The sequence below is a fragment of the Xanthobacter sediminis genome (assembly GCF_043195015.1).
Lineage (GTDB): Bacteria > Pseudomonadota > Alphaproteobacteria > Rhizobiales > Xanthobacteraceae > Xanthobacter.
The window spans coordinates 137273-149711 of record NZ_JBAFWH010000005.1 but is presented as its reverse complement, the minus strand read 5'-3'; the positions used below and the strand labels follow the sequence as shown (position 1 = coordinate 149711).

The 12439-nt window shown below is 60.8% G+C and carries 17 protein-coding genes; 9 read left to right on the top strand and 8 right to left on the bottom strand.

Going from position 1 to position 12439, the window contains the following annotated elements; all coding sequences use genetic code 11:
- From V5F61_RS08675 to V5F61_RS08655, 5 genes are read right to left on the bottom strand one after another with little or no spacing between them, the layout of a single operon-like run.
- Positions 1–1176, bottom strand: coding sequence for a baseplate J/gp47 family protein (locus V5F61_RS08675; protein ID WP_393989149.1), 1176 nt, complete (start codon positions 1174–1176; stop codon positions 1–3).
- Positions 1177–1232: 56 nt separating this feature from the next.
- Entirely contained in the window at positions 1233–1586 is a 354-nt protein-coding gene (locus V5F61_RS08670) for a hypothetical protein (protein WP_393989148.1), read from the bottom strand.
- A 3-nt stretch (positions 1587–1589) separates the two neighbouring features.
- On the bottom strand, positions 1590–2252 hold the full coding sequence (locus V5F61_RS08665) for a Gp138 family membrane-puncturing spike protein (RefSeq protein ID WP_393989147.1): 663 nt from the start codon (positions 2250–2252) through the stop codon (positions 1590–1592).
- On the bottom strand, positions 2253–3191 hold the full coding sequence (locus V5F61_RS08660; RefSeq protein WP_393989146.1) for a phage protein: 939 nt from the start codon (positions 3189–3191) through the stop codon (positions 2253–2255).
- Positions 3188–3502, bottom strand: a complete 315-nt coding sequence (locus V5F61_RS08655) for a phage baseplate plug family protein (protein ID WP_393989145.1) — start codon at positions 3500–3502, stop codon at positions 3188–3190. The genes V5F61_RS08660 and V5F61_RS08655 overlap by 4 nt, the downstream gene beginning before the upstream one ends.
- A 108-nt stretch (positions 3503–3610) precedes the next feature.
- On the opposite strand from V5F61_RS08655, the gene V5F61_RS08650 reads away from it, so the two are divergent.
- Positions 3611–3874 (top strand): hypothetical protein, encoded by a 264-nt coding sequence (locus tag V5F61_RS08650; RefSeq protein WP_393989144.1) that lies wholly within the window; start codon positions 3611–3613, stop codon positions 3872–3874.
- Between the two features lie 79 nt (positions 3875–3953).
- Here V5F61_RS08650 and V5F61_RS08645 read toward each other — a convergent pair whose 3' ends face one another.
- Entirely contained in the window at positions 3954–4667 is a 714-nt protein-coding gene (locus V5F61_RS08645; protein WP_393989143.1) for a hypothetical protein, read from the bottom strand.
- 719 nt (positions 4668–5386) lie between these two features.
- Between V5F61_RS08645 and V5F61_RS08640 the strand changes: the two genes are divergently transcribed.
- Both V5F61_RS08640 and V5F61_RS08635 read left to right on the top strand, forming a co-directional pair.
- Positions 5387–6031 (top strand): hypothetical protein, encoded by a 645-nt coding sequence (locus tag V5F61_RS08640; protein WP_393989142.1) that lies wholly within the window; start codon positions 5387–5389, stop codon positions 6029–6031.
- Between the two features lie 278 nt (positions 6032–6309).
- Complete coding sequence (locus V5F61_RS08635) at positions 6310–7095, top strand: hypothetical protein (protein WP_393989141.1); 786 nt, start codon at positions 6310–6312, stop codon at positions 7093–7095.
- Positions 7096–7127: 32 nt separating this feature from the next.
- On the opposite strand, the gene V5F61_RS08630 is transcribed toward V5F61_RS08635, so the two are convergent.
- Both V5F61_RS08630 and V5F61_RS08625 read right to left on the bottom strand, forming a co-directional pair.
- Positions 7128–7703, bottom strand: a complete 576-nt coding sequence (locus V5F61_RS08630) for a phage baseplate protein (protein WP_393989140.1) — start codon at positions 7701–7703, stop codon at positions 7128–7130.
- A 167-nt stretch (positions 7704–7870) separates the two neighbouring features.
- Complete coding sequence (locus V5F61_RS08625; RefSeq protein ID WP_393989139.1) at positions 7871–9061, bottom strand: DUF2213 domain-containing protein; 1191 nt, start codon at positions 9059–9061, stop codon at positions 7871–7873.
- Between V5F61_RS08625 and V5F61_RS08620 the strand changes: the two genes are divergently transcribed.
- From V5F61_RS08620 to V5F61_RS08595, 6 genes are all read left to right on the top strand, one after another.
- Positions 8992–9204 (top strand): hypothetical protein, encoded by a 213-nt coding sequence (locus tag V5F61_RS08620; protein ID WP_393989196.1) that lies wholly within the window; start codon positions 8992–8994, stop codon positions 9202–9204. The genes V5F61_RS08625 and V5F61_RS08620 overlap by 70 nt on opposite strands.
- Positions 9197–9436: a hypothetical protein gene (locus V5F61_RS08615; protein WP_393989138.1), complete on the top strand. Its 240-nt coding sequence runs from the start codon at positions 9197–9199 to the stop codon at positions 9434–9436. The genes V5F61_RS08620 and V5F61_RS08615 overlap by 8 nt, the downstream gene beginning before the upstream one ends.
- Positions 9433–10206, top strand: a complete 774-nt coding sequence (locus V5F61_RS08610) for a hypothetical protein (protein ID WP_393989137.1) — start codon at positions 9433–9435, stop codon at positions 10204–10206. Before V5F61_RS08615 ends, V5F61_RS08610 begins: the two co-directional genes overlap by 4 nt.
- 2 nt (positions 10207–10208) lie before the next feature.
- Entirely contained in the window at positions 10209–10700 is a 492-nt protein-coding gene (locus V5F61_RS08605; RefSeq protein WP_393989136.1) for a 5' nucleotidase, NT5C type, read from the top strand.
- Positions 10693–11067, top strand: coding sequence for a hypothetical protein (locus V5F61_RS08600; protein WP_393989135.1), 375 nt, complete (start codon positions 10693–10695; stop codon positions 11065–11067). The genes V5F61_RS08605 and V5F61_RS08600 overlap by 8 nt, the downstream gene beginning before the upstream one ends.
- A gap of 252 nt (positions 11068–11319) precedes the next feature.
- Positions 11320–12402, top strand: a complete 1083-nt coding sequence (locus V5F61_RS08595; RefSeq protein ID WP_393989134.1) for a tyrosine-type recombinase/integrase — start codon at positions 11320–11322, stop codon at positions 12400–12402.
- Positions 12403–12439: the final 37 nt, after the last annotated feature.

Here is a 12439-nt window from a genome sequence, read left to right as displayed (position 1 = left end):
TCACGTCACCGTCAAAGTGATGAGAGTTGAGGACGACACGGCTGCCTCGTTGTAAGTCATCACGATGTTACTGCCAGTTGGAGGAGCGCCATCGCGTGCAATCAGAATCGACAGCACGTTGTAGGTTTCCGTGGAGGCAGAACTGGCGTCACTCAAATTTGCGGGCACGTAGAGGCGGCCGAGATATAGGTCCTCCCCGATATCCAATCCATTTATGTAAGCTGCAATCTGGGAGACGATCTTCAGACCGATCGCGCTCGTGTACCCTCCGATTGCCTTTATCGTAATAGACACAGTGATCGGCACGTCAGAGGGCCGGAAGAAGCGTACCGTCCGCGGCATCGCGTATGCGTCGAAGACCGTCTCCGAAGTCGTGCCATAGGTGCCGCACCCAGGCCCTTTCCGCGCCAGAATCTCACGCGCGATCTCAGCGGCGTCTCCGCCGTCTACCACCAGGGCTATCGTGTGGCCTGGGATGCCATTTGCATCCGTGGTGTCCAGATCGTTGTCGTAGAGCTTCGCCCGCTCCACGCCCGGCAGGGAGAGCACCGCGCCAAGGAGGCCATCGCCGATTGACCGGGACGGGAGAGCTGTGGACACGCTCTGACGCAAGCGCAGCTCTGCGTCCGGTTCAATCGGCGCCCCCTCAGTGGCTGCGAGCAGGTTAGTGACGGTCTGCCATCCTCGCGTTGGAGTGGCGATCGAGCCAAGAGCCCCTGGAGCCGCCGAAATCGCCCCAAGGACAAGACATGTCGCCGTCGCTGTGATCTGCCCCGATGCAGGGATCACCACGGATTCCGGCAAAGCCCAGGACACGCCGTTCGCATCACGCACCTGCCCGTTTGAAATGGTCGTCCCTGCCGTACCCCCGATGAGCACGTCGCACGTGGAGCGACTCGCGACGTTCCTGGCGATCCCGTTGATCTTCACAACGCTCGATAGGCCCGTGCCCTGAGCGGTAGACGGAGAGAATGCGTTGTAGACCGATACGGCCATCGCATTGGCGTCATGCAGGGCCAATGCAATGATGTCTATCCATTGCCCATCCTGACTATCCGCCTCAAGATAGACATCACCTCCATAAATCGCCTTGAATTTTTCGACAAGATAAGAGCGGATGGAGTTTAGATCCGGAGCATGAATGCCCGTTGCGTCTACAGTGCAGACTATCGCCATGCTACATCCATGCGCCATTATGTGCTAATAGCACAACGCATTCCCTATGCTTTTGGTTAGAGCGGAAAGCTAACCGTCATCGCGCCATACTGGGTATTGAGCTCCACAATTGCGGACCAAGCTCTGGTGTCCGGGTTAAACGCGCTTGAGTAGCTCTCCAGAGAGGTCACACCCTGCGTGCCCAACACGCGCGCGCGGACCACGCCATCGCGCGTATCCGTCGTGTATTTGCCCAGCACTTCCGTGTCCCAGGGGGTTCCGGCGGACGTGTCCATGAACCATTCACCGAGCCGGAGCTGAAGCCGCGTCATGACCGCTTGAGCCGGCGCCTCAGCGACATCGCGCCAGTAGTCCGCGCTCCCGTGGCCGAACACCATGTCCCGATCGCCGTCGAGCTTACGGTACCGCATGGTTCAAACCTTCGCGTAGACAATCGAGCTGGGCCCACCCTCGGTCATCACTTTCTGTCCCCCATCTCCACCGAGATCGACCCGGTTGGCGGACACCTTGACGGACGTGGACCCGACCGTGCTCGCGATGGTGCTCGGGGTGACAACATGGGTGCTGCTCGACGCCTTCACGCTCACCTCATCGCCCTTCAGAGAGATGACCGTGTTCCCGTCATCCGTGCGGATCTGCACGGCGTCATCCGGCACGTTCTGGAGAGCGTTGGGGTTCGAGCGGAAGCCCAACAAGCAAAAGGCGTTGGAGATATCGTGCATGCGCAGGTCAACCTGCTGCTGTTCTCCACCAGACTGCTGCCACCCATCCTGTGACCGGGACGGCACAACGGCCAGGCATTCGTCCCCTGCCCGCACTGGAAACGTCATAGCAACGCCGCCTCCAGTGGGGAATTGCATGGGCGCATCCGAGATCGGCGGATAGGAGACCCACTCTTGCGACCCGTCCGGCTTCATGCGCCGAGCCTTGATGGTGGGCTGAAGGACTGCCGTCTGCCTTTCCCGGTCCACGCTGACTATGGTGCACGGCACGGCTGTGTGAACGCTGGCGAGCCGTCCTTCCACAAGCGTAGTCACAGCTTCAAGATAGTCATCGAAACGTGCCCGATTGTCCATCTACTTGTCCTCCGGAAACACATTCACTCCACGATCCGAAAGTGATTTCGGAATTATTTTTCCGCTCGCGCTAACGCAAATAATGTCGGAATAATATGGGTTTCCCCTGGTGTCTCCGGAGTGGTCAACCGTTATGACCTTGTAGATCCCGTCTGCGGCAGTCTCCGGGATTAGGTAGTTCTGCGCATTCTGGTAGTTTGTCGTGAAGGCCGCCTCTTGGATGCTGGCTTGGTCAATCTGGATTCGCCGGCCTGGCCTGATCTGCGGGTTCAGGAGGCACCGAGCTTCAATGCCACCAAGCGTTTGCACCGGCATGCCGACAAGGCCTGTCCGGGAGTTCAAGACGATGACATCTCCGGGCTTATAGGCGTCGTTCTTCACGATCTGGAGCTTCTTGCCCTGGATGCTCCAAGAGGTTCCGGTTGCCTGACAAATCGCCCGCAACTGATCGCGGACCATGCCAAACAGCACTTTCCCGCGCGGCATCTTCATCGTCCCGAGGTCAGCGATATACCCCGCAGTGATGCCGTGCTCCTTCAGAGCTTCCAGACATGTGTCCACTTGGTCCTTGTAGGTGTGACCAGCCGCCAGAGATTTGCGCACGAACCCATAATTGAAGGCCACGTGACCTTCCTTAGCGATGATGTTCACGTAGGTGTCTGTAGGGTTCTCGCGCCCGATACGGACCTGCACGATTTCACCTTCGAAAATCGACGCAACGTTTCCGTCATACCCCGCATCGAGAACAATAGAATTGTATTCCTTCTTGATTTTGTTTGCCGTAGCCTGCGACAAATTCGTGATAATAATTTCGGCATTATTAGGCGTGGCGACATCGCCCTGGCGGACGGAAAACCGGATGCGCATCTCCGACAAGTCCGTTGCAGATCCAGCGCTCCCCACGGTCAGATTGACCCGTCGAATCCATTGGCGCGTCATTCGTTCGGTATCCAGTAGAGCTTGCAGGCGTCACCCAGGTTGGCGAACGTCGGGAGCGCATAGGGGGCACCGGTCGTTCCCACCACCAGTTGTCCTCCGATGCCGAGATAGGCGTATTGCGCCAGTAGGTCCGCGCCCGTCACGAGAGGGATGCCGGCGACGACGACACTCCCTTCGAGGTCGGTGATATCCAGCACCCACCCGGCTTCCTTCGCGTCCCGATAGGTCAGGCTGAAGCGGTAGTCCGTCGAGCCGAGGGTGACGGTGAAGGCCGTGTTCCCGCCGGGTAGTGGGATTTCAAAGGTTGCCATACGGCCACACCCCTGCATGGAGAGCCGTCCGCCACGTGCACCGCGACTGGGGCCGGCTCGACTTTTGGTTGTGAGACGTGCTCCACTTCTCGCGAAATGGAGGGGCGCATGTACCGAGTGATGATAGCGCTGGCGTTTTTTGCTTTGCCGGGCGAGGCGCTCGCGCAAAGCTGCAAGGCTGCCAAGACCTGTGCTGAAGCTGTCGAAATGTGGTGCGGTGGCTACACTGCGGCCGACCGAGATGACGACGGCATCCCATGCGAGAACGTGTGCAAGTCAAAGAAGCAGGTTGAGGCGATCATGAAGAAGACCGCCGCTTGTGCGGACATGGGCGAGGCGAAAGAAGCGGCGGCTGATGATGGCAAAGAGTAGGGGTCGCATTCGCAAACACCCTCCCCGTGAGGCTGCGGCTCTGTGAGGTGGGGCGGCCGCGAGGAGCCGCCCCGCCCTCTTACGCCACCCGCGCCAGCTCCGCCCTTCGCTCGCCGGCCGTCGGCTTGTTCACGCCGACCACCCGGCCGATGACAGGAAAGTTCGCAGTGACGGGAAGAGGAGCTCCGTCCACCCTGCGCTTCACCACCTGAGCCAGGCCAAATGCGCCGCCGCCGGTCAACATCAGCCAGCAGGGGCGCGGGCGGCCCGAGACGGGGTCGAGAGCCACCACCAGAGACTGTGGCTCTCCCATACCCAGACCGGTGTCGCGCGTGAACTCCACCACCAGCTCATCCCCCTCTTCCACAAAGGGGTAGAGGTCGTTGTTGTCCGCGATGATCGTCCCGAAGCCCGGCTTGGGCCGGCGGCGCGTATGCGCGCGGACGGGGATCAGGTGATCGGCCTCGGCCTCACCCTTCAGATAGTCCCGGAACACCCGCACCATCTCCACCGTGATCTCGGCGGCACGGTGGGTGTCCGATTTGGCAGTGATGTAGATCGCCTGTTCCTCGTTGAGGGAGTAGACCGTCGAGGGGCGACCACCCTTCGCCCCTGGTTTCCGTCGCATAACGGAAACCTCTCCGAACCGTTCCAGCGCCTCGATGTGACGTTTGATAAGGGTGCGGATCATGTGGCGATCAGCGAACCCGAGAGCATCGGCCAATCTGAGGTCTTCCACCCGAGGGACCCCATCCTGAACATGAAGGTCTGCAGCCGTGATAAGGGCGCCCATCACACGCCCTCCTTCACAGAGCGGGCCGCGCCACCGACCAAAACCGGGCGCCGGGGCTCCGCCTCAACCAGCGCGCCACCGTGGCGCGGGCCAAGAATGCTCGCCTTCAGCAACATGAGGGTAAGGGTCGCTGCGTCTTCGGCGCGGCGGGAAACTGTGATAACGGTACGGTTAGCCTTGGGCATGGGTCACGTCCTTGCTTGGGGTTAGAGCCGGGCGGGAGGTTGCCGCCTCCCCTCGGCTCGACAAGAATTACGATAACGAGGTTTTTCACGACGTGCAAGAAACTTCGATAACAAAGAAGCGTCGCGGCCCTAAGCCGACCGGATGGGGGACCTTGATAGGGGTCCGCATTCAGCCCGATGTTCTCACGGCCCTTGACGCCTGGATCGCGGCTCAGCCAGACCCCAAACCGTCACGCCCCGCCGCCATCCGTGCCTTTGTAGAGGCCGGGCTTCATATGCTCGGCAAGGAAGACTCCACCTCCGATTGAAGCCGAGCTATGGTGCCCGCCATTTCATTGGGGGGATCGAATGCGCCGGATACTCTGGATAGCCCTTGCCTTCGCCACCTCCCCAGCAGCAGCATGGGACCTTACGACGGATAAGGAAGCGGGGAGTAACACGCCTCTCGCGTATATGACGCAACCGTCTGCAAGCGGGTCTCCACGGATCATCGCCGGGCTTAAATGTCGCGGCGGTGATAAGCCAGATGTCCGCATGGCTTTCTTCGCACAGGGCAACAATACTACCCTACCTCATATGCTCAGGCTCTCCACCGCTCGCGGCGGCCAGATGGAGATCACACCGGCGGGTGGAAGCCCCTATTTCGTATCCCCTGAAATTAATGCTGACGGGAACATGCTTGAGATAAGCGACGACGACACAAGCTCTGTTCGTCAGATATCGCTGTTTCTCGCGACAGGGCGTGGGCCACTCTACGTCACGTCGCCCAATGATATGAAATGGGACTTTCCGGCAGATGGCTATACCGCGCGGCTATTTCTGGAAACTTGCGGGATAATCTCCCGCGATCGCGATGTTGGCCGCACAGCCGAGCGTGCGACAGGTGGGCCTGAGATCAGCGGCACTTGGTCCACAAGTTGCCGCTCGCTACCAGCTCTAGAAACCCTGCATTTCGAAGCAGATACAGTACAGATCGCAGATCGGCATTGCCAGTTCGTCGGCTGGAAACAGACGAGCATCGGCTGGCATTCTCCAGTTGCCTGTTCAACCGAAGGTCATGTCAACACCGGTCAAATGCTCCTGGTGAAAAAAGGTGAGACACAGATTCTAGTCGACTTCGACGGACTGAACGGAACATTCACGAAATGCTCTGCACCACCCTCCAGGGCAAGACCTTAACCCGGCGCCCGCCACGCGATAAAAGCGTCTGTGATTTGGACAACCGCCTCCTGCAACCGGCGTTATGCGGCCGGAGGCGCGCTGAAGCCGAATTGCCCCTAGTTGCGGCATTATTTTTGGCGCGTTCATGCTCGCATTTTGGGGCGGTCACGATTGTCGCGGAGATCTACATCGTGAGGAATACAATGCGCAGGTTCGCTTTCGTCTTTTTGGCAGCCACCCTTGCGTCTCCGGCCCACGCATGGACCCTCCGGACAGGCTCGGACAACCGATCTGGCGTGCCATTCGCCATCGCATCCCAATACGCAGATGGCACGAGTGAGACGCTCGGGATCGAATGCCAGAAGGGGCAAGACGTCATGGTTGGCGTCTTGCTTGATGAGAACAAGAGCGGAAACGCCCTCTACCCAGCGCGCGACGTTGAGTTCAGAGTTGGAATGAACGCCCCGATACGGCTCAAAATTGCCCCAGAGGCCACCGCTCAGAAGGGCCCCATCTACAGCGTGCGCCTTTCCGATAGGCCCGAGGATGCGGACCGACTTCTGGTGGCCCTCTTGTCCCAACAGGGCGATGTTGTCGTAACCATGGCGGCTCCTCCCGGAGGGTCACCACGGACAATGATATTCCGTGATGACGAACGAGAAGCAGCAATTATTGCAACGCTTCGCTCGTGCGGTATCGACATCAATAAGGTCCGAGGTCAGTCAGACCGCGACCTTAGTGCTCGCCTTGAAGGCATCTGGGCCCACGATCGCAAGGCTTGCCGACTCTATCAGTCCGGAGAACTCGACAAGCCCAAATACGATACAGCGACGTCCAGCCGATTTGGCGTCGCGACGTTTCACAACGGCTACTTTGAAATGTGGGCAGAACCCATTCGGTGCCAACTTTCTCAAACCGGGAACCCGGCACGCGGGAAATATACAGTTTCAGCCGAATGCCAAGTGAAGGACTACCCGAAACGCACGTCAACCGGGGCCGTTTCATTTGGCCCCTCCGGCAGCCTGCATCTTGATCTGAGGAGCGGCGATTTTGGTGAAATCAACTTTGTGAAATGTGATTGACCACAAGATCATGATGCCGACGGGAGCCAGGGCTATGCGACGGCCATGCCACCTGACGACACCGGGATGGCCCCGGCCTCCTTCGGCTGCACCGTGCCCCCGCTGCTGCTGGAGCTCGTCCGACCCGGATTGGCCTGTGTTCCAGGTGACCCCGAGCCGGACGCGGTACCGGCTGAGACGGTCTGCGTGGACACGATGATGACTTCCCGGCAGAAGATGCGGGCCAGCAGCGCAAATTCCGCCGTGGCGTTGGTCGTGATCTCAAGGCCAGCGATCAGCATGTTGCTGTACATGCGCTTGCCGGTGACCACCGTGAATGGCTCCCGCGCGATCTGAAGGCCCTGAAGGGCCTCATACATCTGGCGCGAATAGCCCTGGTAGCCACCGGAGCTATCCGACCACGCACAACGGATCTCGACCTCGACCGGCATCATGAAGGCATGGTCGGAGATCGCGGCACCGCGCTCTACGGGGTGGTTGGTGATGAAGGTGGTGTCACGCCCCACCTCCTCAAGCACGATGTTGGGGCTTATCCCCCCGATCATGCGCTGCGACCCAATCAGCAGCGCTCCCAGGCCGCCGATGATCGTCTCGACAATCTCAGCCATGCTTCCTCACACCAACTGCTTGCCGGCCGCGTCGATCATCGTGTCATTGGTGCGCCGTTGGGCCCGCTCCACAGCGCTTGCCGTTTCGTTCGGGTCGGCATCGCCGTCCACGTTGATTTCCGTCACCTGCTTGATGCGACCATCGAAGGCCTCTTCTGGCGAGGCGGTTAGAGGTGCGGCCGCGAACCGATCCTGTAGCGAGAAGGGTTTGCCGTTGACATTGTCGGCACGGAACTCACCCGCAGGTGTGGCTCGGCGGTCAACCTTAGGCTTGGGCGGCGCATCCTTGGGCGTGTCATGACCGCCCTGACCTTCCTGGCGCCGGTCTTTGTTCCTCGCCCTTTCACCTTCAACCTGCTCTCGTTTGCGGCGGGCCCATTTGAGGTCCGGACCTTCGATCCCGAAGTTTTCACCTCCATAGCTTGAGGTGCGAGGCCCCCCGGCGAAGCCGACGCTGCCCGAGGCGTTTCCGGTTGCGTAGCCAGAGGTGTTCGAACCGCCGAGGACGGCCTCGATTGCCTTCTTGTGCTTCTCCTGGATCCTGGGATCTCGTGAATACCTTCGGGCTCTTTCGTGGGTTTCGCGCGGAAAGTATGACCCATCCAACGTCTTACGCAGCGTCTGGTGATGTCGGCGATGATGCCGGGCTTCTTCGCCATGTAGTTTTTCGCGGTCACGCCGGCAAAGGCCGAGGTGATATCGATTTTCGCGTCAGCGGCGAGCTTGGGCGCAAGGCACGCCATCGCGGCCCCCTGCGCGAGCACGGCTTTCCGCGAGAGCACGGTCTTGCCCATAGATGAATTCTCCTTGGAATCGCCGACGACAACGTCAGGCCCGGCGCGGCCTTCGCCCACGATGGCGAGATGGTTGCCCACGATGTCCCGCATCACCCCGTCATAGGGCTCCCCGTCGATGTCTCCGGAGGTCATGTCGGCGCGGTAGCGGTAGGCGCAGGACAGTTCCTTCTGGGCATTGCTCTCCACGCCGCCGATGGCGTCACGGGCCCAGATGACAAGCGAATTCTTGAGGTATGGGGCCTCGAAGACGGCGTCGGTGCCCGTCGAGCCCACCACCAGGTCCGGCTGATGGCTGTCTGCCGTCACCGGAACGTGCCGAGAGAGCAGCGGCAGGTTGTTGAAGCTCGGAGCCGCCCTCTCCAGCTCTTCCGGGTCCCGGTAGAGCTGATAGACCTTGTCCGGATCGAGCCCGAGGCACTCGAAGCCGGGGATTTCCTTCCCGTAGTAGGGGCAAACGTTGGCCTTGCTGATCGGGGTGGGCGATTGCCGACGTGAAGACTTTCCACGGCAAGCACGACACCGGGCAGACCGAAGCCAACGCGCGCTTGATCGCTGCCGCACCCGATCTCCTGAGCATCGCCAAGCGCTGGTCCGCGCTGGACGGCGGCGCATGGGCCGTCGAGCGCCATGCTCGCGAGAAGACCGAACTGCTGGCCGACACCAAAGCTGTCATCGCCAAAGCAGAGGGCCGCGCCGATGGCTGAACAGATCAACAACGGCGGACCTGCGTTCCCGGTTGCATGGCCGGTGCCGAACGCCCCTGAGATGGGAATGAGTTTGCGCGACTGGTTCGCGGGTCAGGCGCTGGCCGGAATTTTGGCCGGCGGGTTCGCCGACACGATCCCCCATGACGACGCCAACGGGGGCGGAGATGCCGCCTTCTTTGCCTACCAATATGCCGACGCCATGCTCAAGACGCGGGAGGGCCGGTCATGACCGCCATCCTGTTCATCGACACGGAATCGAGCGATCTCCTGAAGGAGGCACTTCCCCTCGACGAGGCCATGAAACTCGCCGCCGCCCCGCAGCCTCCGGCTTCTACCGAAAAGGTAGAGCCGGTCAATGCGCCGGTGGGTGAGCCTGACTTCATCGCATCACTACAAGGGTACGCCAGCATGTGCGAGAGCGCTGCCCGTGGCGAAGGGCTATCGCCTGACGACTGCAAGATGGTGGTCGGAAAGTTGCGAGACGCGGCCTTCGTGGTTGACGCGCTGCAAAAGCTTCGTGGATGGGAACCGATTGCGGACAGCACCACTGAGAGTGAGGGGATGACAATGATTGAGACCGACAAGACCTACAAGACCGAGCGGGAGCGCTTCGCGGCGTGGTGGGACAACCCGGGCCCCTGTGATGAGACGCTCAAGGGGGTGGCTTGGCGGGCATGGCAAGCCCGCGCCGCTCTCGACACGGGCGCGGCTCTGGATGGCGTCATTCTCCAGATGCGCGAACGTATCTCCTCCGTACGGGAAAATATTCGGCGCAAAATGAATGCCGCCAGTGATCGCGCCGAGATGGCTGCAAGTGTTGGTGACATGAAAGAGGTGTCGATCAACAGCACCGAGAGCGAGCGTCATCGGGAGGCATTTGTCGCCCTGAACGTGGCGATCGATATCATCGATCAAACCGAATTTCTATCTACCGCCCCGCAGCCTCCGGCCTCCGCCATCCGCACCATCCCGCTCCCTGGTGGCAAGGTGGAGGGGTGAGCATGGCGAAGCTGACGCTCTACCTCGACCTCGGCGGCGTCATGGCTGACTTCGACGCACATTTCCCGGCAACGTTCGGCCTGGACCATCGCGGCCTTGCCGACGACGCCATGTGGGAGAGGATCAACTCTCATCCGTCCTATTTCCGTGACATGCCGCTCATGTCCGGCGCGCTCGAATTCTTCCGAGAGATTGAGCACCTGGCCCCGGTCATTCTCACTGCCTGCCCGAAGTCTGCCTATGCGCACACCGCAAAGCAGAAGCGTGCGTGGGTCCGCGAGCACCTGGGCGAAGACGTGGTGGTGCTCCCTGTGATGGGTGGTCGTAACAAGCCCCTGTTCATGCACCAAGTCGGAGACATTCTGATCGATGACTTCAGACGAAACACCGAGGCGTGGGAGGCGTCTGGTGGCCGCGCGATCCTGCATCGCAGCTATCCAGAGACGGTGGCGCTTCTCCGCGCCGCCCTCGCAGAGGGAGGCCGCAATGAGTGACATCGAGGCAACCAAGGCCGAACTCTGTGACGATGTTCGGCGGGCAACTGAGTATTGCACGGAGACGAGCCGCTTCGCGCTGGAATGGCTGCGCCGCGCCGAAGCCGCAGAGCGCGAGCGTGACGCGCTCAAGCTCGGCGTACGCCAGCTTCAGGAGTTCATCGGCCGGCGTGAAGACGACATCCTGTCCATCGCTCGCGAGCGTGACGCGCTCAAGGCGGAGGTGGAGAGGCTGCGGAGCAACCTGAGGCTAGCCGCGAACAGGCTCGACCGGCTGGCATTGGAAGATACGCAGCTCAAAGCCAATGCCGACGACTGGGCGCAATCTGCCCGATCGGCCCTCATGGAGGAGGAGGCGGAGACCTGATGCCGCGCGCCATGCCATCTTTTGACCAGGGGCAGCGCTGCCTCACCAGAGGCCAAGCAGCCGCCTATTGCGGGCTAACATCAGCGGGCTTCACAGCTTGGTGCCGGCAAGGGATCGTCCCAGGCCCGATCCCTGGAACCAAGCGCTGGGACCGGCGCGCATTGGACGCCGCCTTGGATAAGGCGAGCGGGATGACGCACGCTGCAACCGAGCAGGCAGACCCCTTTGAGACTTGGAAGCACGAGAACGGATATGCGAGTTAAGTCCCATTTGAAAGGCGTGGCATCTGCATCATTCCGGCTGGCCGATGGCTCGCGAAAGACGCACTATTACGCGTGGCGGGGTGGGCCGCCTATAAAAGACGGCGACAAGTATTTGCAGCCTGATGACCCGCGTTTTGTAGAGGCATTCAACGCGCTTCAACGCTCGCGCCGCCCGCAAGACACGCACGTATTCCAGGCGTTGATCGATATGTACCTCGATTCCGAGGAGTTCGCGGCGCTCGCACCGCGAACGCAGTATGACTATCGCAAGTTGATCTCTGATCGCCCTGATAACATACAGACGAAGTTCGGAAAGCTGCCCCTGGCCGCGCTCTCCGCGCGTCACAAAAACGAAACCAGAGGCATTTTCAAGGGTTGGCGCGATCAGATTGCCAAGCGATCCCGACGGCAAGCCGACTATGCTTGGGTCGTGCTCGCGCGTATCTGCTCTGTGGCCCTGGATCGCGGCCGGATTGAGAGCAATCCCTGTGAGCGCGGGGGGCGCATCTATCGACCTGACCGATCCGAAAAGGTCTGGTCGGCAGCGGACGAGCAGCGCTTCCTGGAGCATGCACCGCCGCACCTACATCTCGCGATCCTGCTCGCCATATGGACCGGGCAGAGGCAGGGAGACCTGCTGAAGTTGGCATGGTCCAACTATGATGGGGCTACCATCACCCTCAGGCAGGGAAAAACGGGGCGCAGAGTCACAATCCCGGTTGGCGAGCCACTGAAAATCGCGCTCGACGTCGAGCGCGAGAAAAAGCGCGGCGCCTTGATCCTGCTCACGATGGATGGGACATCATGGACAGACGGCGGCTTTCGCGCTTCATGGCGGAAGGCGTGCGCGAAGGCCAAGGTGATCGACCTGACTTTCCACGACCTGCGAGGCACAGCCGTGACGCGCCTCGCAGTCGCAGGCTGCACTGTCCCGGAGATCGCCTCTCTGACGGGTCACAGCCTCAAGGACGTCGAAGCGATCCTCGACGCGCACTATCTGAGCCGCGACCGCGCTCTGGCGCAGTCTGCCATTGCGAAGCTTGAGAAGGGTAGCCAGAAGGAAGAAAGGTGAACAAAGTTGCAAAGTGTACTGCAAAGCGCCCTTGCGT

Bases quoted from the DNA above. Each gene is read 5' to 3' on its own strand.
- V5F61_RS08675 (WP_393989149.1), bottom strand. From the start codon at position 1,176: ATGGCGATAGTCTGCACTGTAGACGCAACGGGCATTCATGCTCCGGAT.
- V5F61_RS08670 (WP_393989148.1), bottom strand. From the start codon at position 1,586: ATGCGGTACCGTAAGCTCGACGGCGATCGGGACATGGTGTTCGGCCAC.
- V5F61_RS08665 (WP_393989147.1), bottom strand. From the start codon at position 2,252: ATGGACAATCGGGCACGTTTCGATGACTATCTTGAAGCTGTGACTACG.
- V5F61_RS08660 (WP_393989146.1), bottom strand. From the start codon at position 3,191: ATGACGCGCCAATGGATTCGACGGGTCAATCTGACCGTGGGGAGCGCT.
- V5F61_RS08655 (WP_393989145.1), bottom strand. From the start codon at position 3,502: ATGGCAACCTTTGAAATCCCACTACCCGGCGGGAACACGGCCTTCACC.
- V5F61_RS08650 (WP_393989144.1), top strand. From the start codon at position 3,611: ATGTACCGAGTGATGATAGCGCTGGCGTTTTTTGCTTTGCCGGGCGAG.
- V5F61_RS08645 (WP_393989143.1), bottom strand. From the start codon at position 4,667: ATGGGCGCCCTTATCACGGCTGCAGACCTTCATGTTCAGGATGGGGTC.
- V5F61_RS08640 (WP_393989142.1), top strand. From the start codon at position 5,387: ATGGCTTTCTTCGCACAGGGCAACAATACTACCCTACCTCATATGCTC.
- V5F61_RS08630 (WP_393989140.1), bottom strand. From the start codon at position 7,703: ATGGCTGAGATTGTCGAGACGATCATCGGCGGCCTGGGAGCGCTGCTG.
- V5F61_RS08615 (WP_393989138.1), top strand. From the start codon at position 9,197: ATGGCTGAACAGATCAACAACGGCGGACCTGCGTTCCCGGTTGCATGG.
- V5F61_RS08610 (WP_393989137.1), top strand. From the start codon at position 9,433: ATGACCGCCATCCTGTTCATCGACACGGAATCGAGCGATCTCCTGAAG.
- V5F61_RS08605 (WP_393989136.1), top strand. From the start codon at position 10,209: ATGGCGAAGCTGACGCTCTACCTCGACCTCGGCGGCGTCATGGCTGAC.
- V5F61_RS08600 (WP_393989135.1), top strand. From the start codon at position 10,693: ATGAGTGACATCGAGGCAACCAAGGCCGAACTCTGTGACGATGTTCGG.
- V5F61_RS08595 (WP_393989134.1), top strand. From the start codon at position 11,320: ATGCGAGTTAAGTCCCATTTGAAAGGCGTGGCATCTGCATCATTCCGG.